The following is a 19,390-nucleotide window of genomic DNA, read 5'->3' as shown; positions in this document are numbered from 1 at the left end:
ACATGAGGAGATCATGGCCAGTCAAGAAGTGGGTCATTCCACGTGGTTCCGATCCTGTATTCCCATTATCAGCGTCAGGAAGTTTGTGTGTGAGGCTCTGATCTAGAAGGAGTTTCACCGATAATGACTACGGTGTCACCGAAGAAAAACCATGACCCGGCGAGGGTCAACGAGATCAGCGAGAAGCTGATGGAAAATTCTGAAATCGCCAGCTTGATTAGCGAGTTGTCGAGCTCCGCTGATGATGCAAGCGAGCTGGTCAAAGGCCTGCTACAAGCATCGATCAACGCTGGCCTTAAGGCGGAGATGGATGCGCACTTGGGCTACGGCCATTGCGACCGCAAAGCGAAATCCCAGGTCGAAACCGCACAGGAGAATAATCACCGTAACGGGTCGTACACCAAGACCGTCAATTCTGGCTACGGCGCAGTTGAGGTGACCGTGCCTAGGGATCGTGCCGGCACGTTTACTCCCCGCATGGTGCCCAAGGGTGCACGCAGGCTCACAGAGCTCGACGACATGATTATCTCGCTCTACGCCGGTGGGATGACCGTGCGCGATATTCAGCACCATCTCGCAACCTCCCTTGGGGTGGATATGAGCCCGGATACGATCAGCACCATTACCGATGCGGTCTTGGACGAGGTCATGATCTGGCAAAACCGCCAGCTCGACGAGTTTTACCCGGTGATCTTCCTCGACGCGCTACGCGTCAAGATCCGTGACGGCCACCGCGTGGTCAACAAGGCTTGCTACATGGCGGTTGGTGTCGATATGGACGGCATCAAGCACATCCTGGGACTGTGGATCGCGGACAATGAAGGCGCCGCATTCTGGGCATCGGTGTGTGCGGATCTGGCCAACCGCGGTGTCCAAGACGTGTTCATCGTGTGCTGCGACGGGCTCAAAGGCCTGCCGGAGGCTGTGGAGACAACCTGGCCGAATTCTATGGTGCAGACCTGTATTGTGCACCTGATTCGGGCTGCGAACCGGTGGGTGTCCTACCAGGACCGCAAAGCAGTCTCCCGCGCGCTGCGTGAGGTCTACACAGCCGCTAACGAGGACACCGCACGTACCAGCCTGGATGCTTTCGAGGCCAGTGAACTTGGCCGGAAATACCCCCAGTCGGTCAAAGTCTGGCGCGACGCCTGGGAGCGGTTCGTGCCGTTTCTGCAGTTCCCACCGGCGGCACGCCGGGTGCTCTACACCACCAACTCGATCGAATCGCTCAACGCCGAACTGCGTAAAGCTACCCGTAACCGGGGTCAATTCCCGAACGATACTGCCGCACTAAAGACGCTGTGGCTGATGATCTGCAACATCGAAGACAAGCGCGCTGCCCAGCGAGCGAAGAAAGCAAAGCGCAACATTGAGTGCAACGGCTATATTGAAGGAGCGAAAGCCACCGGGTGGAAACAAGCCATCAACCAACTAGCCGTGGCTTACCCCAACCGATTCGCGGATTACTTGTAAACCAAGCCTCCGCACACAAAGAATCGGACACTCTCTTCCCTCGGGCCCCATACTCGAATCCCAAACGTTTGGGGTTCACTTCCTGGATGGCACTATTTCATTCCATGCCGGTTCTGCAAATATCCTCCTACACCGCAATATCGGAAGACCCATTCGCTTGACGGTTAAAGACCCAGAGGAATTTTTACACCTCCTAGCGGAGAACTCCGCTATTCGACCCGCTTCTCACAGTTAAGGGCCTGGCCAAATGGGTGTCTCCATTGAGTTTCTCCGCGAATCACGGGCAATGAACCTGCGCGTAACATCAGCGACCATCAGGCGCGCCATACCCACAACATCGGTGGCCTCTTCCTCTGCCCACGCCGTTGACTGGCGGTCCCCTAAGCCCTGTTCGAACGAGTGGGGCCGCAGGTTGCGGAATCTTTGCGTCCATTACTGCGCTCACGAAGTTCAGCGATAATCCCCTATTGGCTATCAGCATCTTCACCGCTTACCTCACCCCTGTAGCAAGTGTCGCAGCCTGGGGGCTGATGGTCGACCGCAACACTATTGCAGGCGTTGCCGAGCGGGCCGAGGAATCGATTGAGAACCACTGGTACACACACGCTGCGGAAGACACCTTCCACCCAGCCCCGGTTTTGGTGGGTGTCCTCGGTGTCGTTTCGGTACTCCGGGACTTTTCCGTGACCAGATCCATGCTGGCTATCTACTTCGGGGCCTCTCTGATGATCACCTTCGCCGCCACCTACAGCCTGCGCAAGTGGCGGGAAGGCTAAAACGTGGAGAACCGGGTCAAACAGCTGCGCGAAGAGCGCAGCCTGCCACAACAGAAGTTGGCTGACAGCCTGGGGGTTTCCCGGCAAACCATCATAAGCATCGAGAAGGGTCGCTACGACCCCTCCCTCCCTTTGGCGTTTCAGCTGGCCGCAGTCTTTGCGTGCCGCATCGAGGAAATCTTCACCCCATAGTCCCGGCCACGGGGAGAAATAACAGATCACCCGTCACATAGTTCCACGGTCTGTGCTCTCTGGGACTTTCTCTCTCACCGGAAAATCGGGGCGTATGGCCAACGTGTTCGAAAAACACCACCCGCGTTTCCGCATCGGGTAGCTGTTGCGGTCGTTTCGCCAATACGGGTGTACCCGCGCTACATTTAGTCAGTTAATCCTTTGCTGGCGATGAGCTCGTCACAGCATGCACGTTGATATCGAGCAAGAAGTTACTCAGTCATCCAGAACACTTTCATCTTCTTAAGTTCATCCGTACCTACAGATAATCTTGATCATGTTTTGGCTTCGTTGCAACGTAAGCGAGAGCAGAAATGAAGAGCCCTGCTATAGCGGCAACTATGGCGCTATCGCTAATTCCATAAAATAAGAGCAACATCGTTGAAGCTAGGTAGCTAACGAAAGAAATAGCGAACAAAACCGCTCCCCAAATCGAGCGATCACTAACCAGCGGATGATTGGGACGGCGTCTGCATGCGGAATAGCTTGCAGTAGCCATGACCACTGAGGCGCTGAGAGTAATCAAAATTGGAAACCAAGAGCTAGCCAAAATTCCTCCAAAAACTTTGTGGTTTAGCTGTTAGTAAGTTGTGCGTAGTTCGCGAACAATAACTCTTGCCGCGCAGCACCTTACTGGACGCTTTCGCTGCAGACCTGCTGGTCTGCTTGGGGTTGCGAGCCACTCTCCCCTCCCTTCCTAACAAGGCGGATGATTCCCAGGACGAGGCAGCTAGCGACCCAGTTTGTGCGGCTTGGCCGTAGCGGTCTAGGTCTTGACGGTGATGGTGACCCTGACGGTCGCTGGCCCCTTGCGGACCGTGCGCACCTGGCGCCGAATGGTTGCCATTCTCTCTCCTCTCGAGTCAATCAGCCCGAGGGGAGATATACTCCGCTACTGTCAGAAGATGCATGAATTCTGACAGCTCTGAGGGCTTGCCGGAGGGGTACCTCGCTGGAACGAGGTGCCCCTCTTTCATGCCTGACCCCATCTTGCGGAACCGGAATATCTAAGATACCATACTTCACACGATGGGTGATGAGCACTAGATAAGTAGAGAAGAATGAGTCACGTCAGATGGGCGCGGCGCTAGCGAACTGGACGAGGTGGACTTGGTGCGCATCCTCTTCGAGGACGACGAACTTCAACGAGTGGCCGAGGATGCCTCATACATCCCCAAACGATGGGGTTCGGACATCATTAAGGCATATCGCAAGAAAATCCAGATCCTGAAGGGAGCCGTGGACGAACGTGACCTGCGGGCCATGCGGTCGTTACATCTGGAACAACTGAAAGGCGACCGAGCCGGGACCTCTTCGATCCGCCTGAACAAGCAGTTTCGGCTCATCCTCAAATTCACAACCAACAGCGATGGCCGCGTGGTCATCGTTATTGAAATGGTGGATTACCACTGAGAGAAGGTGTACTCATGAATACTCCAATTGCGGCGGAGCTATTCCCAGCCGGAGAGATCCTCGCTGACGAGCTAGACGCACGCGGCTGGACCCAAGCCGACTTTGCCGAGGTGCTCGGACGTCCGGCACAGTTTGTCTCGGAGATTATTTCCGGAAAGAAGGAGATCACGCGTGAATCCGCAGCCCAGATAGGCGCCGCCCTGGGCACCTCCGCGGAATTCTGGCTTAACCTCCAGAACTCCTATCTGCTATGGAAGCAGTCCCAGGACGACCGGACACAGGACAACCTCAATGCCGTGAAAACCCGCGCACAGTTACGAGAACTGGCCCCCGTCCCCCTGCTCGTCAAGCGGGGATACATCACAGCCACCGACGTGCAGAGTCAGGCATACGAGGTGCTGAACTTATTTGGCAAAAAATCCTTTGAAGATCCCTTGGGAATAAGCTTCGCCGCCCGCCGCAGTAACCACGAGGAAAATGTCACCGTTCTGCAGGAAGCGTGGGCGGCTTGCGTTAGAGCAACTGCCAGCGCCCTCGACGCTGCCCCCTACTCCCGTAAGGCACTAGAAGACCTCGCCCGGACGCTGTCGAGTAGAGCGCGTGACCCGCAGGCGTTTGCTGAGTTCCAGACTCTGTTCGCCGAGGCGGGGGTGAGACTTGTTTATGTGGAGGCTTTTCCGGGAGGAAAACTCGACGGCTGCGCCATGATGGTCGACGGGCACCCCGTGATTGGCATATCAGGACGAGGGAATCGGCTCGATAAGATTCTATTTACCATCCTGCATGAAACAGCCCATATATTATTGGGTCACCTTGTCGATAATGGCGAGGTCATCCTCGATGACCTATCAGATGACAGTGCCAATAATGAAGCCGAGGCAGACCAGCTGGCCAGCGAACTCGCGATCTCTAGCCCTTTACCGGCGGTTCCTGATCGTGTGCACTCATCCTGGATTAAAGAACAAGCCAGCCACCTAGGGGTTCATCCCATCACCCTGATTGGAAGGCTTCAAAAAAAGGGTGACCTGTCGTGGAAAACTACTCTCGTACGCAACGCTCCCACCGTCATCGCTCAGCTTGAAAGCTGGAAATCACCCAAGCTGTCGAAGACTACATCCAGTGGTACAACGCCGAACGCATCCAACAACGACTCAAGGGCCTGACCCCGATGCACTTTCGGAATCAGACCCTTGAACCCCTAACCACCTAGAAATAAACCAGTCCAACTTTTGGGGGGCTAGCTCACTTCATCAAACGAGTTTTTCCCATTCGCCCCAGTTGCATCAGCAATACTGATCCAGTCATTGAGTTCCGCCATATCGCTCAAAATATTATCGACGATTTTTCTTGAATCTGTTTCCATATGCTCACTCGTTGTGCTTGGGCTTCTACTAACACTCAACCTTAACTCTGAGAATCAGCAACCGCTTTGCCAATGGCGTCTACAAATTTTATCGAGCCAACAAAACGGCCTGCGGGGTTTGTGTTTTACAGGAACCTAAGTGATTTTCGCAGATAACTTTTAAGCACGACCCACCCTCTACAATGACACCCATGGATGTACAGGGGCGGCAGGACTTGACACGCTACGGCTCATGGGAGCGGATGACCGGTGGGGAGTGGTTCTTGCCGAGCATGCCGGAGGCGAAGAAAGAGCACCAGCGCACTTTTCGCTTGCTAAAGCAGCTCAACGAGCTACAGAATACGGCCCCAGAGCGCGCGAAGGGCATCCTGCGTGAGATTCTTCCGGAGGAATCTGCGGTGCCGGGTCTGCACGTGCCGCTGAACCTAGAATACGGCTGCAATTTGGTGTGCGGTGAGCGCGTCTTTATTAATTTCGGTGCCACCATCTTGGCCCAGGCCAAGGTGACGCTCGGCGATGGCGTCATGATAGGCCCCAATTGCTCCCTGATTACGGTGGGGCATCCGGTAAACGATCACGAGATGCGCGCCGGTGGGTGGGAAATTGCCAAGCCCATCACCGTCGGTGAGAACACCTGGTTCGGCGCCAATGTCACCGTGCTGCCGGGGATTACCATTGGGAAGAACTGCGTCGTCGGCGCGGGCACGCTCATTACCACCGATATTCCGGATAATTCGCTGGTTCTGGGAACTCCCGGCCGCGTGGTGCGCAAGCTGGAGAATAACGAGGACGCCTGGGAGCGCCAGGATCTCAACGGCCCTGTCGAAGGGTTTGGAGCCGCCAACTAGATGTTTGATCTCGCCACAATCGGCGCGGGCTTGCCCGTAGCCGAGACCATCGATTCGCTGCCGAGCACCGGAAACGTAGTTATTCAGGCCCCGCCCGGTACGGGTAAAACCACGCTCGTCCCACCGGCGCTGGCTAATCATGCAGCCGGGCGCGGCAAGGTCATCGTCACCGCCCCGCGCCGTGTGGCCGTGCGCGCGGCCGCGCAGCGCTTGAGTACTCTCAGCGGCACCCCAGACAAGGTGGGCTTTGCCATCCGCGGCGAGTCCCGCAAGGGCAGTGAAGTCGAGTTCGTCACGCCGGGCGTGCTGCTGCGCCGCCTGCTCAGGGATCCGGAGCTCGAGGGAGTGGCCGCCGTTGCCATCGACGAGGTCCACGAGCGCCAGCTCGATACGGATCTGGTGCTGGGCATGTGCCTAGAACTAGCCGAGCTACGCGAGGACTTCCGCGTCATCGCCATGTCCGCCACCGTGGATGCGCAGCGCTTTTCCCAACTCATGGACGCACCCGTCCACGTCACCGAGGCAGTCACCCACCCGCTCGATATCCACTACGCCCCCATGCCGGGCAGGGCGGCGGGGGCGAGGGAGTTTTACGGGGACGTCGCCAAGCAGGCAGCCCGCCAGCACGAATCAACGCTGGTCTTTGTGCCCGGCGTGCGCGAGGTGAACCTCGTGTGCGAGGCGCTGGACGGCCATAATGTTTTCCCGCTGCACGGCAAGCAAACCACCGCGGAGCAAGACGCCGCGCTGTATACCGAGGAGCAGCGCATCGTCGTGGCTACCTCCATCGCGGAGTCGTCGCTTACCGTGCCGGGCGTGCGCGTGGTGGTGGATGCCGGGCTCTCCCGCGTTCCCCGGCGCGATGCGCAGCGTGGCATGTCCGGGCTGGTGACGGTGTCTACCTCGAAGTCGAGCGCCGATCAGCGCGCTGGTCGTGCCGGCCGTGAGGCGCCCGGCACCGTCATTCGCTGCTACTCGCAGGATGATTACCAGCACTTTTCCCCGCACACCACCCCGGAGATCCTGTCCGCGGACCTGACCCAGGCCGCGCTATTTCTGGATTGCTGGGGCGCGGGCCCGGACTTCCCATTGCTCGATCCCCCGCCGGCCCCGGCCCTTGCGGCCGCGCACGCCACCCTCGAGCGCATTGGTGCCACGCAGGAGTTCGCCCTCCTGCCCACCGATCCGCGCCTTGGCGCCTCCTTGCTCCGGCACGGCAGCCAGGCCGCGCCCATCATTGCCTCGCTTGCCGACGCCCCCTTAACCCCCAACCTCACCCGTCACCGCCCACCCCACAGGGAGGTCAAGCGGCTCGCCCGCCTCGTCGACGATCTCGGCCCCGCCGATCCCGGCGAGGTCGTCGCCACCGCCTTTCCCGAGCAGGTAGCCAAGCGCGTGGGCGAGGATTACCTGCTGGCCAGCGGTACCCGCGCACGGCTGCTGGATAACTCGGGCCTAGCCGGCGCCCCGTGGCTCGCCATCGCGGAGGTATCCCTGTCCAACGCAGGCAATGCCATCATCCGCTCGGCCGCCCGCATCGAGGAAACCGCAGCCCTCGAGACCATCGGCGTCACCGAGGAGACCCGCGCCTTCCTGCGCGATGGCCGTGTGCGCGGCGTCAAGGTCAGGGCCGCGGGCGCCATCACTCTTTCTGAGACCCCGGTTAAAGTCACGGGCCCCGCGGCCGAGGAGGCGCTTGCCGCCGGCATCCGTAAGGAAGGATTAGGACTTTTCACCTTCAGCAAGAAAGCCCAGAGCCTCAAAGACCGCCTGCGCCACCTGCACGCCCACTTCGGTGCTCCTTGGCCCGATGTCGATTCCGCAGATCCCGCCGAATGGCTCGGCCCCGAGCTCCACCGCATTGCGGAGGGCACCCCCGCCGCCAAGCTAGACATGTACCCCGCGCTGCAACGCCTCCTGCCCTGGCCGGAAGCCACCCATCTGGACGATCTCGCTCCCGAGCACCTCCCAGTCCCCTCCGGTCGGGACGTACGAATCGACTGGTCCGGTGATCGCCCCGTGGTTCATATCAAGCTGCAGGAATGCTTCGGCCTGGCCGAGTCCCCCGAATACTGCGGCCACCGCGTGCAATTCCACCTGCTCTCCCCCGCCGGCCGCCCGCTCGCGGTGACCGATGATCTCGCCAGCTTCTGGTCCGGTCCTTATGCTGGCGTGCGCGCCGATATGCGCGGGCGCTACCCCAAGCACCCGTGGCCGGAGGACCCGTGGAACGCGGTTGCTACCGCGCGCACCAAGAACCGGATGTAGCTATCCCCACTGCTGCCAGCCCAAGTAGCAGCTCATGACCACGACGAGAGTAAGTAGCGCGTAGCGGATGAATTTGGCCCCACCGCCGAGCACGGTACGAGCGCCGAGAAGTGCGCCAGCAATATTGGCTACGCCGAGCACGATGCCGAGCGTCCACCACACGTGCCCGCCAATAATGAACACGATGAGCGCACCGAAGTTGGTAGCGGTATTGACCACCTTGGCCATGGCCGCAGAGGTCAAAAAGTTCTGCGCAAAAATAGAGGTGAAGGCCATGATCAAAAACATTCCGGTACCCGGTCCGAAGATGCCATCATAAAAGGAAATGATGCCGGAGAGCACCAAGACCACGATGGTCCGCCACCCGCCACGGGTACCGGCAGAGTCGCTGCTGCCAAAATCTGGCTTGAAGGCAACGAAGATGCCCACGGCCACCATGAGCACGATGATGATGGGCCGCATAACGTCTTTATCGAGGCTCGAGGCCACGCTGGCCCCCAACCCAGAACAGACCAGCGCGATGAGGAGGAACCGCGCCATCTCCGCCTTGTCCAGATTCACCTTGCGCGCGAGAGTCACGGCAGCGGATCCGGTGCCAGTCACCGCGGCGAGCTTGCTTGTGCCCAAAGCTGCGGCCGGAGCAAGGCCCGGCAGGACCGCCAGCAGCATCGGGATCAGGATCAATCCGCCACCACCGATGACCGCATCGACCCACCCCGCGGCCGCGGTACCAAAGAAGAGAATTATCCACTGCACCACATCGATTTCCATGCCCCCGATCATAAATCTTGAATGATGTAAGGTGATAACCCGCCTACTGCCCTCCCCGTAGTGGAGAAAAAGCAGGCATTATACTTTTGTCGCAGTAGAACTAGGAGGCTCGCATGGCCGCACAGCAGGAAGGCGCCGGGCTTAGTGCCCATACCGTGGCACGGTGGGCCATTGTCGTTCCGGCATCGGTCGTACTGGGCTGGCTCTTTAGCATGTGGCACGTACCCGCGGCCTGGATCTTGGCAGCGATCCTCTCCTCCGGCGCCATGGCGCTTTTTACTGGGGAAGATCTGCGCGTGAACCGCAGTTTTTATAGCATGTCGCGTGGTTTTATCGGCATGATGGCAGCGCTGCCCCTCACCGTGGTGCCGCTGGGCCAGCTGGTGGGTTTCCTGCCCGCGGCGGTGACGATGTCCTTTGTCACCATCATGGTTGGCATCGTCGGCGGCTTGCTGTTGCACCGCGCGCAGCCGCGCGATGTGTCCTCAGAGACAGGAATTTTGTCCATGCTGCCCGGTGGTGCCTCGCTGATGCCCGCGCTTGCCGACGAACTCGGTGCCGACTACCGCTACGTCGCCCTCACCCAATACCTGCGCTTATTGGTGGTCTCGGTATCGCTCCCGGCCGTCGTCGCGCTGCTTGATACCCCGGCCGGTAAAGGCGCGGACCTCACGGTGGAGGGAGAAACCACGTGGTGGATCATCGCGCTCGTTCTTGCCATCGCTTTCCTGGGCGAGAAATTGGGAAAGCTGCTGCACCTGCCGGCCACGGCCGTGCTCGGCCCCCTTCTGCTGACGGTGCTGGTCTCCTTCGTGCTGCCGGAGGGCCACACTCTTGAGCCGCTCTATGTCTTTAAGGTGATGGCATTCTTATCCATCGGCTGGGTCTGCGGCGGCGGGCTATCGCTGCCCGCACTCAAGGCCTTTGCCAAGCAATTGCCCGCCACGGTTCTTTTCATCGTAGTCATTATCGGCATCTGCGCGGCCACCGCCTGGCCGCTGACTAAGTGGCTGCACATCTCCTACTTTGAGGCCTACCTGGCCACGAGCCCCGGCGCGCTCGAGACGGTGCTTGCGCTCTCCGCCGAGGGCGGAGCCGGACCAGCGGTCATCGCGGTACAGCTCACCCGGCTCATTGCGGTGCTCGTCATCGCAGGCTACCTGCCGCAGCTGCTGCGGCTGGCGAAGCGCCTGCTGCGGCGCTAGTTGCCCAGCACGGCCTCGCGCAGGACGGACATCGGCACGGAGCCCAAGGCGAGGGCCTCCGAGTGGAACTCGCGCGCGCTCATGCCCTGCTTCTCAGCCTCGGCACGGGTTTCCTGCCACAGGCGCTGGCCCAGCGCATAGGACGGCGCCTGACCCGGCCAGCCGAGGTAGCGGTTGACCTCAAAGTTGAGGTTGGCATCATCCATGGCGGTGTTTTCGCGCATGAAGGTCTTCACGTGCGCCTTGTCCCACACGCCGGAGGTCGAGCAATCCGGCAGCTGCTTGCCCAGGTGCAATCCGATGTCCACGACCACGCGGGCGGCGCGCAGGCGTTGCGCATCCAACATGCCCATGCGGAAGCCCGGATCATCCATGTAGCCCAGCTCGGCCATGAGCTGCTCGGCGTAGAGCGCCCAGCCCTCGCCGTGACCGGAGTTCCACGTCACCGCGCGGCGCCACAGGTTGAGGTCTTCTTGCACCAGTGCGGAGCCGAGCTGCAGGTGGTGGCCCGGAACACCCTCGTGGTGGACGGTGGTCAGCTCCTGCCAGGTGTGGAAGGTGTCTTGACCCTCCGGCACGGACCACCACATGCGGCCCGGGCGGGAGAAGTCATCGCTCGGCGGGGTGTAGAAAATGCCGCCGGTGCCGGCCGGATCGATGCAGCACTCGATCTCTTCCACTTCCTCCGGAATATCGAATTCCTTGCCGTTGAGCTCGGCAATGACGCCATCGGCGGTGGACTGCATCCACTCCACCAGCGCATCGGTGCCGCGCAGGGTATAGCAGTCCTCGTGGTTGAGCTTGCGCATCGCCGAGCGCACCGAACACTCAGAGCCGTAGAGCTCGTGGGCGATCTTTTCCTGCTCCGAGCGCAGGCTGCGCACCTGGTCCAGGCCCCATTCATAGGCCTCGTCGAGGTTGACGGTATCGCCCACAAAGAGCTTGGAAAAGCGCTCGTAGCGCTCGCGACCCACGGCGTCCTTGGTGGGTGCCTGGGGCTGCAGATCATTGGAGAGCCAATCGGAGAACTCGCCAAAGGCCTCCTTAGCCTGCTGCACCTCGGCGGAGTCGGCGTCGAGGCCGAGGGACTCGAGCATCGAGTCGGCGTCGGCAAGCCGCTCGCACTGCACAATAACCTCAGAGATCTGGCGGTGCGGTGCCACCATGCCGTGGGAGGCTGCCTCTTCCAGGGAGCTGCGGTAGCCGGCCAGGGAGGTCTTCACCTTGGACAGGCGGGAGCGAATGGCGTCGCGGTCCTCGTCCGTATCCTGCGGCATGAGCAGCAGGGTATCGCGGATGGTCTGCACCGGGGAGGCGATGTTATTCAGGCAGCGCACATCCTCGCTGTGGTGGTGCAGATCTAGATCAAGGCAGAGGCGATCGCGCAGGACGGCCGCGGTGACATAGTCCACGTCATCAAAGTCATCCTCATCATCGGACTCATCGGTGGTGTCATCCAGGGCATCCAGGTCCGCGACCATTTCGCGGGTGCGGTCTGCGATGGCGGTGAAGTACTCGGGAGAGAAATCCTGCAATTCGCCCTCGTAGCCGTCAATGCCCCACGCGGTGGCATCGGTGGGGGAAAGCTCGGCTAGGTCGTGAACGAAGTTATCGCACGAAGCGTCCAGTAGAGAGGGCTGGCGCTTAGCGGTCTGCTCAGAACTCATAACGAGGAAGTCTATCCCTAAGTATCGCCTATAGGCCACCCGGGCGGGCTGAAGTTGCGAACTTGTTAACTAATCGTTGTCCCACTTGGTTCCGGGGTAGCTCCAGCCGCTGAATTCATCCAGGATATCCTGCGGTTTTTCCTTCATTACCAATGCGTCCACAAAGCGCGGCAAGATGAAGCCGGACTCGGCCATGGCGGCGTACATGGCGTAGAAAGGACGCCAAAAATCCTCGGTATTTACTAGGCCCACCGGACCGCGGATGGTACCCAGCTGTTGCAGGGTGAGCACCTCGGTGAGCTCTTCGAGGGTGCCGACGCCACCGGGGAGGCAAATATAGGCGTCGGCAAGCTGCTCCATGCGGGTCTTGCGCTCGGCCATGGAGCCGACTACTTCGAGGGTGGTCAGGCCGGGGTGGGAGATCTCCAGATCCACCAGGGACTGTGGCATCACGCCGGTGACGGTACCGCCGGCGGACAGGCAGGCCTCCGCTACCTCGCGCATCAGGCCGATATTGCCGCCGCCGTAGACCAAGGTCAGCCCGCGTCGGGCCAGCTCCGTGCCCAATTCCTGTGCCGTTTGTGTATAGGCCGGGGAGTTTCCTGTTGCTGAACCACAATAAACCGCTACTGACTGCATGCTCTCCAGCATAGGTATCTGCGCGCCCACCACCACCTTTAGACTATTCGGTACATGAACCTTTTATCAGGTTAGACAAAGCAGTCTGGGATGCTTATACTCCTTTTTATGATCAAACCTGGCCCAGTGTTCACGCGGCCCCGCACACCGGCCGCAAAGTGCCTTCATTTGGTGCGCCTGAACCCGATCATCACCCGGAGCGAGCTGGTGGAAGCCACCGGGCTTTCCCAGCCCACTATCACGCGCGCTACTACTTCCCTACTCAACGCGGGCCTCATCCAGGAACGCACCGACCTCACCCAGTCCCGCGGGCGCGGCCGGCCAACGGTGCCGCTTGAGGCGGCCGATAATGACTGGGCGCTCGGCGGCATTTCCGTGGGCACTAAGCAGACCTACATCGGCCTTTATGACATCAAGGGCCGCACGTTGAGCGAAGAGGAATTGACCACCCCGGTGGCTAACCTCAGCGAGGATGACTTCCTCGAGCACATCATGGCCGGCATCAACCGCATGATGACCAACCTGAACCACCGCTTGGTCTCCCTCGGCGTGACCACCTCCGGCACCGTGGATGATAACGGCCTGGTCACCGCGGAAAACCTCAATTGGCACGGCGTGGACATTGCCGAGCGCCTACGCTTCCAGTTCGGCGTACCCGTGGTGGTCTCCTCCGCCATCCCAGCCATCCTCGGCTCCGAAACCCAGGCGGCCGAGATTGGCACCAGCGAGCGCGTCCTCGTGCTCTTCGCGGACGATTCCATCGGCTCCGCCCTCTCCGTGGAGGACGAGGTCAGCCCCATTATTCCCGTGCCTGCGACACACTCCGAGCTGCTGGGCCATGGCGCGTCCGAGCGCCTGCTGGCCACCCAGCACATCCTGGAGGCGATACGCCGCGAGGGCGTGGAGGCAGCCTCGCTTGCCGACGCCGCCCAGGCCGCCGACTCCCACCCCGCCGTCCGCGCCATTTTGGACGCGCGCGCCCGCCAGTTGGGCGCCATCACCGCGGAGCTGGTCAAGGCCCACTCCCCGGCCACCGTGGTTATCGCCGGCGGCGCGTTTACCGACGACCCACAGGCCCCCAAGCAATTTGCCGCCACCGTCCGCGCCTCCGCGGGCGAAGAGTTGCAGCTGCGCATGATCCCCGGCCATAAGGAGATCGTCCGCGCGGTAGCCCGCACCGTCGCCACCGATCAGCTACTGCGCCAGCCGCTGGATCTGGGCCGCTCACTCCAGCACGCTTAGCACCTCGCGTACCGAGTCGATGCCGCGGAAGAGGTGGGCGTTGAGGCCGCAGTAGTTCGCGCCTTCCACGTAGTCGATGCGGTCATCAAAAAAGTGCGTGTCCTTCGGCTGCGCGGCGAGCGCATCCACGGCCACGCGATAGGCTTCTGGGTGCGGCTTGGCCACGCCAATATCGCAGCTGAACGTCACCGCCGCGCAGTCCTCGAGCCACGGTTGCTTCTTACGCACTTGGCCCGCCAGCGTGGTGGGAATATTGGACAAGATGCCCACGCTATAGCCTTCCCCGATAAGGCCCTTGACCAGCGCCACCATGTCCGGGTCCGCCTCCAGGAGGCCGCTGTTTTCACAGGCTACCGCCTCCGCGACAGGAACCTCCTCTAGCCCGGCGCGGGCCGCTACCTCGTTCCAGTAGTGGCTATCGCTAAAGATGCCGGCATCGTAGTCCGGCCGATAAAACCCGTAGGCCTCCCACATCGCCTCTGCATCTGGCGGCGCGAGGAGGCGCTCCAAGTCCGCATGGCTTTCTGGGGTGGCCGGGCGCATGAGCACGCCGTACATATCAAAGAGGAGTTTGGGCATAACGGGGGCCAGTTTATGCGCGTTTCGGCGCTTGGGTCAGCACGGCTACAATTCCCACACCCGCACCAGCGACAAAGAGAGGCAGCATCGCGGGAGCCTGGTCCATGGACAGCGCGAAGATGCCGCCGATGGCACCAATGAGCAGCATGCCGCCGAGGCTATAGAGCGAGCGCGTAACTGCCCCACGCGTGCCGGCGACGCCATAAACCAGCAGTGCGAGCCCGGCGAATGGGCCGAGCATCAGCGCCGCAGTGGTCAGAAATACCCCCAAGGCCATGTGCGTGGACATGATTGCTGCTCCCACGATGAGGAAGAGCGCCAGAACTAATAGGGTTATGGCGCACAAAGCCTTGCGTTGCGTTGACATAGAAACAATCCTCCCACCGCACCGCAGTGCTATGGGAGGATTGAGCTAAATCTTGATGGGTTTGTTATTCACCCACGCGCGCTTAGGCGCCGCCTTCGGTGCGGCCAGCCAGGCGCTCATCGATGCGCAGCAGGCCAGAGCCGTCATTGCCCACCAGCTTGATCTGGTCCAGAATCTCAGAAACGGTAGCTTCTTCTTCTACCTGCTCGCTTAGGAACCAGTCAACGAGCTGGCGGGATTCCAGATCCTGTGCGTCCAGCGCCGCGCGGGCGATGGTGCGGATCTCCTCGGACACCTTCTGCTCGTGCTCGAGGGAAGCCTGGAAGGCATCCTGCGGGTTAGCGGCCTTGACGGAGCCAACCGGGATGTCATTGAGCTCTACGCGGTAGCCGCGGGAGAGCAAGTGGTCCGCAATCTTCTCGGCGTGCTCGCGCTCCTCGGCGGCCTGGCCCATGAACCAATCGCGCATGCCCGGGAAGGAGAGGTTATCCATCTCGAAGGCCAGCTGGGTGTAGACCATGGAAGCGCCGTATTCGCTAATAACCTGGTCATTCAACAGGGTTTGCAGCTTCTCGTCCATTGTAAAAACCTTTCTGTGCAGGGAAATCAATAAGTGCTAAGCACCACAGTACAGAAGATTTCCCCGCGATCCAGCAAGGCCTACTTAAGTAAACTTGCACGTCATTACGCTTTTTTAGATTGGATAACCTAAGTTAGCCAAGACAAAGCTTGCCGCTACACGCAGGCAAAGGTCCCCTAAAAAAGCGAGGTCATCACAGATCCTCCGCCTTGACACGAGCGCGACTCGACGACCACCGCAACAGCGAACGTTTAGCCCCGCACACCTCGGACAATAAATGTGATTTTAGTCACCCAAGCGGCCACTAAGGCGATTTAGGCGCTGCGCGCTCGCTCCTTCCAGACCACGGAACTCTACCTCGATGCCCCGCTCGGCGTATTTCTTCTGCACCGCATCCAACGTCGCCACCGTAGAGGCGTCCCATACCTCGGCCTTGCCCATATCAATCACCACGCGCTGGGTATCCAGCGTGTAGTCGAAGGCGTAGACCAAATCATTGGAGGAGGCGAAAAAGAGCTGGCCGCGCACCGCGTACTCGGCATCTCCCATCCGCTCTACCTCCACCAGGTGGGCCACGCGGCGAGCGAAGCCAATTGATGCCGCCACCACGCCGAGCACCACGCCCACCGCCAAGTTATGCGTGGCCAGCGTTCCTACCACCGTCACCAGCATCACGAGCGTTTCTGATAGCGGCATGAGCTTTAGCGTGCGCGGGTGTACCGAATGCCAATCCACCGTCGTTGCGGCCACGATAATCATCACCGCCACCAGCGCGGCCATCGGAATGCGGCCGACGGTCTCGCCAAAGAGCAGACAGAGGATGAGGAGGAAGGCGCCCGCGAGGAACGTCGACAAGCGCGTGCGCGCCTGGGATGCCTTCACGCCGATCATGGTCTGGCCAATCATGGCGCACACACCCATGCCACCAATGGCCGCGGCGAGGATATTGCCCACACCCTGGCCAAAGGACTCGCGCGTCTTATCGGAGTGAGTATCCGTAATGTCATCGACCAGCTTGGCCGTCAGCAGCGATTCCATCAGGCCCACCAATGCCATGCCAAAGGCATAGGGCGCAATCAGCTGCAGGGTATCTAGATTCCACGGAATATCCGGCACGAAAAGCCCCGGCAGCGAGGTAGGCAGCTCGCCCTGATCCGCCACATCGGGCACCTGCCACCCGGCCGCCACCGCAATAATGCTCACTACAAGAATCGTGATCAGCGGCGCGGGAATCACCGTGGTCAGCCGTGGCAGCCCCAGCATGATGGCCAGGCCAATGGCCACCAGCAGATACACCATCCACGGCACATCAATAAGGTGCGGCAGCTGCGTAGTAAACATCATGATGCCCAGCGCATTGACAAACCCCGTCATCACCGAGCGCGGGATAAAGCGCATGAGCTTAGCGACGCCCACCGCGGCCAGCACCACCTGCATAATTCCCGCCAACAGCACTGCGGCGACCACATAATCATGCCCATGCTCATGCGCGAGCGGAGAGACCACCAATGCCACCGCACCGGCCGCGGCGGAAATCATCGCCGGCCTGCCGCCAGTAAAGGCAATAGCCATGGCCATCACCACGGAAGAAAACAATCCCACCCGCGGATCCAACCCTGCGAGGATGGAAAAGCTTAAGACCTCTGGGATCAAAGCAAGCGCCACCGCCAGGCCGCCAAAAACCTCCTTGCGCAGGCGCGCAGGCGAGGAAAATGCATAGCGGAAACTGGCGATGACGCCGGTAGGAGCAGGCTGTTCTTTAATCACGCCTGCACATCCTAGTGGACTTTAGGAGCCTTCCTTAAACGAGCCATCCGCGGTGATCACGGGCAGCACGGACCAGGCGAAGTTGATCCACTGATCGGTCTTCTTCCACGAGAAGTCCGGCTCAAAAATAGTCTTCGGCTTGGTGTAAATGACGGCCGAGCGCACATCGTCTGCGGTTTCCTTGAGCAGGTTAACCACCAGATCCAGGGTCTTGCCGGAGTCCGCGACGTCATCTACCACCAATACCTTCTTGCCCTTCAGCGAATCCGTGTCCAGCTGCGGGGACAAGATGATCGGCTCTTCCAAGGTCTGTCCGATATCGGTGTAGAACTCCACATTGATAGCGCCCATGGCCTTCACACCGATGGCATAACCGATAGCACCGGCTGGGATCAGGCCGCCGCGGGCGACGCCCACGATAAGGTCAGGGAACCAACCAGATTCCACAATCTGTTCCGACAGGTTACGGCTCGCCTCGCCGAAGACCTCCCAGGTGAGGTTTTCCCGGTCCGGGTGGATCCAATTTTCAGTCACGATTGTGTGGCTCCTTTTGCGTCATGGGATTTCTTTGTAGTTTAACGAGCATTGCCTGCCAAAGAAAAGGCACCTACCGGAATGGAACCTCGCCCAAAGTCCGGCGCAACTTGCGCGTGCGCAGGCGCTCCGGATTTTCGGCTAGATGCTCCATCGCTCGCACCGCGCACATCACGTGAGCTTCCTTCGAATTGGAGTAGAAGGCCTGCGCCTGGGCCGGCAGCTTCGGCACCGCGTGTAGCGGCAGGTCAGAGACCGAAAGGAGAGTTCCATAAGGAACGCGGTAGCGGTAACCATTGGCCGCGAGCGTGCACGATTCCATATCTACGGCCACCGCGGTGGAGGTACGCAGCCACTCCCACAAATCCCGGTTAGTGCGCCACTCCCAATTGCGATCATCGGTGGAGAGCACCGTACCGGTGCGCATGAGCGAGTTGTCGTCGCCGTACACCGCCTTCACCGCAGACTCGAGCATGCGCTGCACCTCCGGAATCGCAGGGATGGGAGAGGTCGCCGCAACCTTCTGATCCAAGATGTGGTCATTGCGCTGATAGGCATTGCCCAAAATGAGGTCACCGATGCGCATGCGGCCATCCATGCCAGCGCAGTGCCCAATCATGATCCATGCCTCTGGGCGTAGCACTGCCAAGCAATCCGTAATGGTCTTGGCATTCGAGGGGCCTACGCCGATATTGATCATCGTGATGCCATCGCCACCGGCAGTGATTAAATCAAAGCGCGGCATTTGGAAGCGAGAAGTTAAGGTCAGACCGTCCACATCAAGGTCCACCGCATCATTGGGATGGATGGTCTCCCCATTGGGCAGCACCAAGGCGGTATAACGCGAGTCTTCCCTGGTCAACTCGCGCAAACCGAATTTCACAAACTCGGTGGTGTGCATCGCGTAGTTAGTAAACAAAATGTATTTTTGCACCGTATCGACCTCGATGCCGGTGTAGTGCTCAATGCGTGCACACGCGATATCAAAGCGCTGGGCGCCAAAATGAAAAAGCGGCTTTTCCGCACCGTGGAAGGCATCCCATTCGCCATCAATGATTGCATCATTGACCTCATCCAGCGTCGGACGCGGAATAGGCCCGCGTTCCTGCGGGGCTTTCCTTGTGTCCTTGATGTACTCCGGTGGAATGCGCTGGTCGGATTGGCCAACAAAGATATCGCACGGATAATTCCCCGCCAGGCGAGTCAGCTGCTCGTGCAGGTAGTCCCGAATGATGTGCGGCTTGGAAACTACCGCCGAGTACTTGCCCGCCTCGTTGACGTAGCCAAACGGCTCGGAACGATCGATGGGCTGCCATTTGCGGATATCCACTGTGACCTTGGGATAAACCACATAGCGATAGTCATCAAGGTTTCCTGATTCCAAAGTCTTGCGCGCAAGCTCGCAGGAATTCTCGTAAATCTCGATCAGGCGGTTTACCGCCTCATCAACGGAGTGGACATGCTGCAGATCGGTCATAAGCGCGAGTGTAGCGGGGACTTCGCAGCGCGGCAGCGGTCCGCGCAGTTCTTTATTCTTTTCCGCGGTAGCTTCAGTGATACCAATACTGACATGATTTACTGCGAGAAAATCAAAGACCTAGGATCAGTCCTTTAAGCTGCTAAGAGTGTCAAAGCAAAGGCCTCAAAGGGAATGCGACGAAGAGCTC

General features: G+C 60.0%; 19 protein-coding genes and 1 pseudogene. 10 read left to right on the top strand and 10 right to left on the bottom strand.

All coding sequences use genetic code 11. The annotated features are described in order from the left end of the window. Nucleotides 1–123: 123 nt before the first annotated feature. The 6 genes and pseudogenes from QP909_RS10765 to QP909_RS10740 form a co-directional block, all read left to right on the top strand. Entirely contained in the window at nt 124–1,473 is a 1,350-nt protein-coding gene (locus QP909_RS10765; RefSeq protein ID WP_284767229.1) for an IS256 family transposase, read from the top strand. A gap of 467 nt (nt 1,474–1,940) precedes the next feature. Beyond that, nucleotides 1,941–2,249, top strand: a complete 309-nt coding sequence (locus QP909_RS10760) for a hypothetical protein (protein WP_284767228.1) — start codon at nt 1,941–1,943, stop codon at nt 2,247–2,249. 3 nt (nt 2,250–2,252) lie between these two features. Then, entirely contained in the window at nt 2,253–2,441 is a 189-nt protein-coding gene (locus QP909_RS10755; protein ID WP_284767227.1) for a helix-turn-helix transcriptional regulator, read from the top strand. Nucleotides 2,442–3,593: 1,152 nt separating this feature from the next. Next, nucleotides 3,594–3,893: a type II toxin-antitoxin system RelE/ParE family toxin gene (locus tag QP909_RS10750; protein WP_246817657.1), complete on the top strand. Its 300-nt coding sequence runs from the start codon at nt 3,594–3,596 to the stop codon at nt 3,891–3,893. Nucleotides 3,894–3,907: 14 nt separating this feature from the next. Then, nucleotides 3,908–5,056: a HigA family addiction module antitoxin gene (locus QP909_RS10745; protein ID WP_502868660.1), complete on the top strand. Its 1,149-nt coding sequence runs from the start codon at nt 3,908–3,910 to the stop codon at nt 5,054–5,056. Continuing rightward, nucleotides 5,023–5,103: pseudogene (locus tag QP909_RS10740) on the top strand (IS3 family transposase); the annotation flags it as partial. The gene QP909_RS10745 and the pseudogene QP909_RS10740, both read left to right, overlap by 34 nt. Before the next feature lie 27 nt (nt 5,104–5,130). Here the strand turns inward: QP909_RS10740 and QP909_RS10735 are convergent. Further along, nucleotides 5,131–5,256 carry a hypothetical protein gene (locus QP909_RS10735; protein ID WP_284767226.1) on the bottom strand — a complete coding sequence of 42 codons (126 nt, stop codon included), beginning with the start codon at nt 5,254–5,256 and terminating at the stop codon, nt 5,131–5,133. A gap of 182 nt (nt 5,257–5,438) precedes the next feature. Between QP909_RS10735 and QP909_RS10730 the strand changes: the two genes are divergently transcribed. Both QP909_RS10730 and QP909_RS10725 read left to right on the top strand, forming a co-directional pair. After that, complete coding sequence (locus QP909_RS10730; protein WP_284767225.1) at nt 5,439–6,104, top strand: sugar O-acetyltransferase; 666 nt, start codon at nt 5,439–5,441, stop codon at nt 6,102–6,104. Next, a complete protein-coding gene (locus QP909_RS10725; RefSeq protein WP_284767224.1) occupies nt 6,105–8,372 on the top strand; it encodes an ATP-dependent RNA helicase in 2,268 nt (755 codons plus the stop codon). Here the strand turns inward: QP909_RS10725 and QP909_RS10720 are convergent, their stop codons facing one another. Beyond that, nucleotides 8,373–9,143, bottom strand: a complete 771-nt coding sequence (locus tag QP909_RS10720; RefSeq protein WP_239279333.1) for a TSUP family transporter — start codon at nt 9,141–9,143, stop codon at nt 8,373–8,375. Nucleotides 9,144–9,256: 113 nt separating this feature from the next. On the opposite strand from QP909_RS10720, the gene QP909_RS10715 reads away from it, so the two are divergent. After that, a complete protein-coding gene (locus tag QP909_RS10715; RefSeq protein ID WP_239279334.1) occupies nt 9,257–10,348 on the top strand; it encodes an AbrB family transcriptional regulator in 1,092 nt (363 codons plus the stop codon). Here QP909_RS10715 and QP909_RS10710 read toward each other — a convergent pair. Together QP909_RS10710 and QP909_RS10705 are read right to left on the bottom strand one after the other, a co-directional pair. After that, the gene (locus QP909_RS10710; protein WP_284767223.1) at nt 10,345–12,015 is read right to left on the bottom strand and encodes a DUF885 domain-containing protein; all 1,671 of its coding nucleotides are present in this window, start codon (nt 12,013–12,015) and stop codon (nt 10,345–10,347) included. The two genes, QP909_RS10715 and QP909_RS10710, sit on opposite strands and share 4 nt — an antisense overlap. A 69-nt stretch (nt 12,016–12,084) precedes the next feature. Next, the gene (locus QP909_RS10705) at nt 12,085–12,654 is read right to left on the bottom strand and encodes an LOG family protein (protein ID WP_284767222.1); all 570 of its coding nucleotides are present in this window, start codon (nt 12,652–12,654) and stop codon (nt 12,085–12,087) included. A gap of 108 nt (nt 12,655–12,762) precedes the next feature. Here QP909_RS10705 and QP909_RS10700 point away from each other — a divergent pair, with 108 nt between their 5' ends. Further along, nucleotides 12,763–13,896: an ROK family transcriptional regulator gene (locus QP909_RS10700; RefSeq protein WP_284767221.1), complete on the top strand. Its 1,134-nt coding sequence runs from the start codon at nt 12,763–12,765 to the stop codon at nt 13,894–13,896. On the opposite strand, the gene QP909_RS10695 is transcribed toward QP909_RS10700, so the two are convergent. The 6 genes from QP909_RS10695 to amn all read right to left on the bottom strand — a co-directional run bounded on the left by QP909_RS10695 (nt 13,879) and on the right by amn (nt 19,200). Next, entirely contained in the window at nt 13,879–14,475 is a 597-nt protein-coding gene (locus QP909_RS10695) for an HAD-IA family hydrolase (protein ID WP_239279338.1), read from the bottom strand. The genes QP909_RS10700 and QP909_RS10695 overlap by 18 nt on opposite strands. Nucleotides 14,476–14,488: 13 nt before the next feature. Beyond that, complete coding sequence (locus QP909_RS10690; protein ID WP_284767220.1) at nt 14,489–14,842, bottom strand: hypothetical protein; 354 nt, start codon at nt 14,840–14,842, stop codon at nt 14,489–14,491. 82 nt (nt 14,843–14,924) lie between these two features. Then, the gene (locus tag QP909_RS10685) at nt 14,925–15,422 is read right to left on the bottom strand and encodes a ferritin (RefSeq protein WP_005328251.1); all 498 of its coding nucleotides are present in this window, start codon (nt 15,420–15,422) and stop codon (nt 14,925–14,927) included. Nucleotides 15,423–15,707: 285 nt separating this feature from the next. Beyond that, the gene (locus tag QP909_RS10680) at nt 15,708–17,189 is read right to left on the bottom strand and encodes a SulP family inorganic anion transporter (protein WP_284767219.1); all 1,482 of its coding nucleotides are present in this window, start codon (nt 17,187–17,189) and stop codon (nt 15,708–15,710) included. Between the two features lie 21 nt (nt 17,190–17,210). Continuing rightward, nucleotides 17,211–17,723, bottom strand: coding sequence for a phosphoribosyltransferase (locus QP909_RS10675; RefSeq protein WP_284767218.1), 513 nt, complete (start codon nt 17,721–17,723; stop codon nt 17,211–17,213). A gap of 73 nt (nt 17,724–17,796) precedes the next feature. After that, nucleotides 17,797–19,200 (bottom strand): AMP nucleosidase, encoded by a 1,404-nt coding sequence (amn, locus tag QP909_RS10670; protein WP_150851022.1) that lies wholly within the window; start codon nt 19,198–19,200, stop codon nt 17,797–17,799. Nucleotides 19,201–19,390 lie beyond the last annotated feature (190 nt).

The organism is Corynebacterium sp. MSK195 (assembly GCF_030228885.1).
Classification (GTDB): domain Bacteria; phylum Actinomycetota; class Actinomycetes; order Mycobacteriales; family Mycobacteriaceae; genus Corynebacterium.
This window is presented reverse-complemented; position numbering and strand designations above follow the sequence as displayed.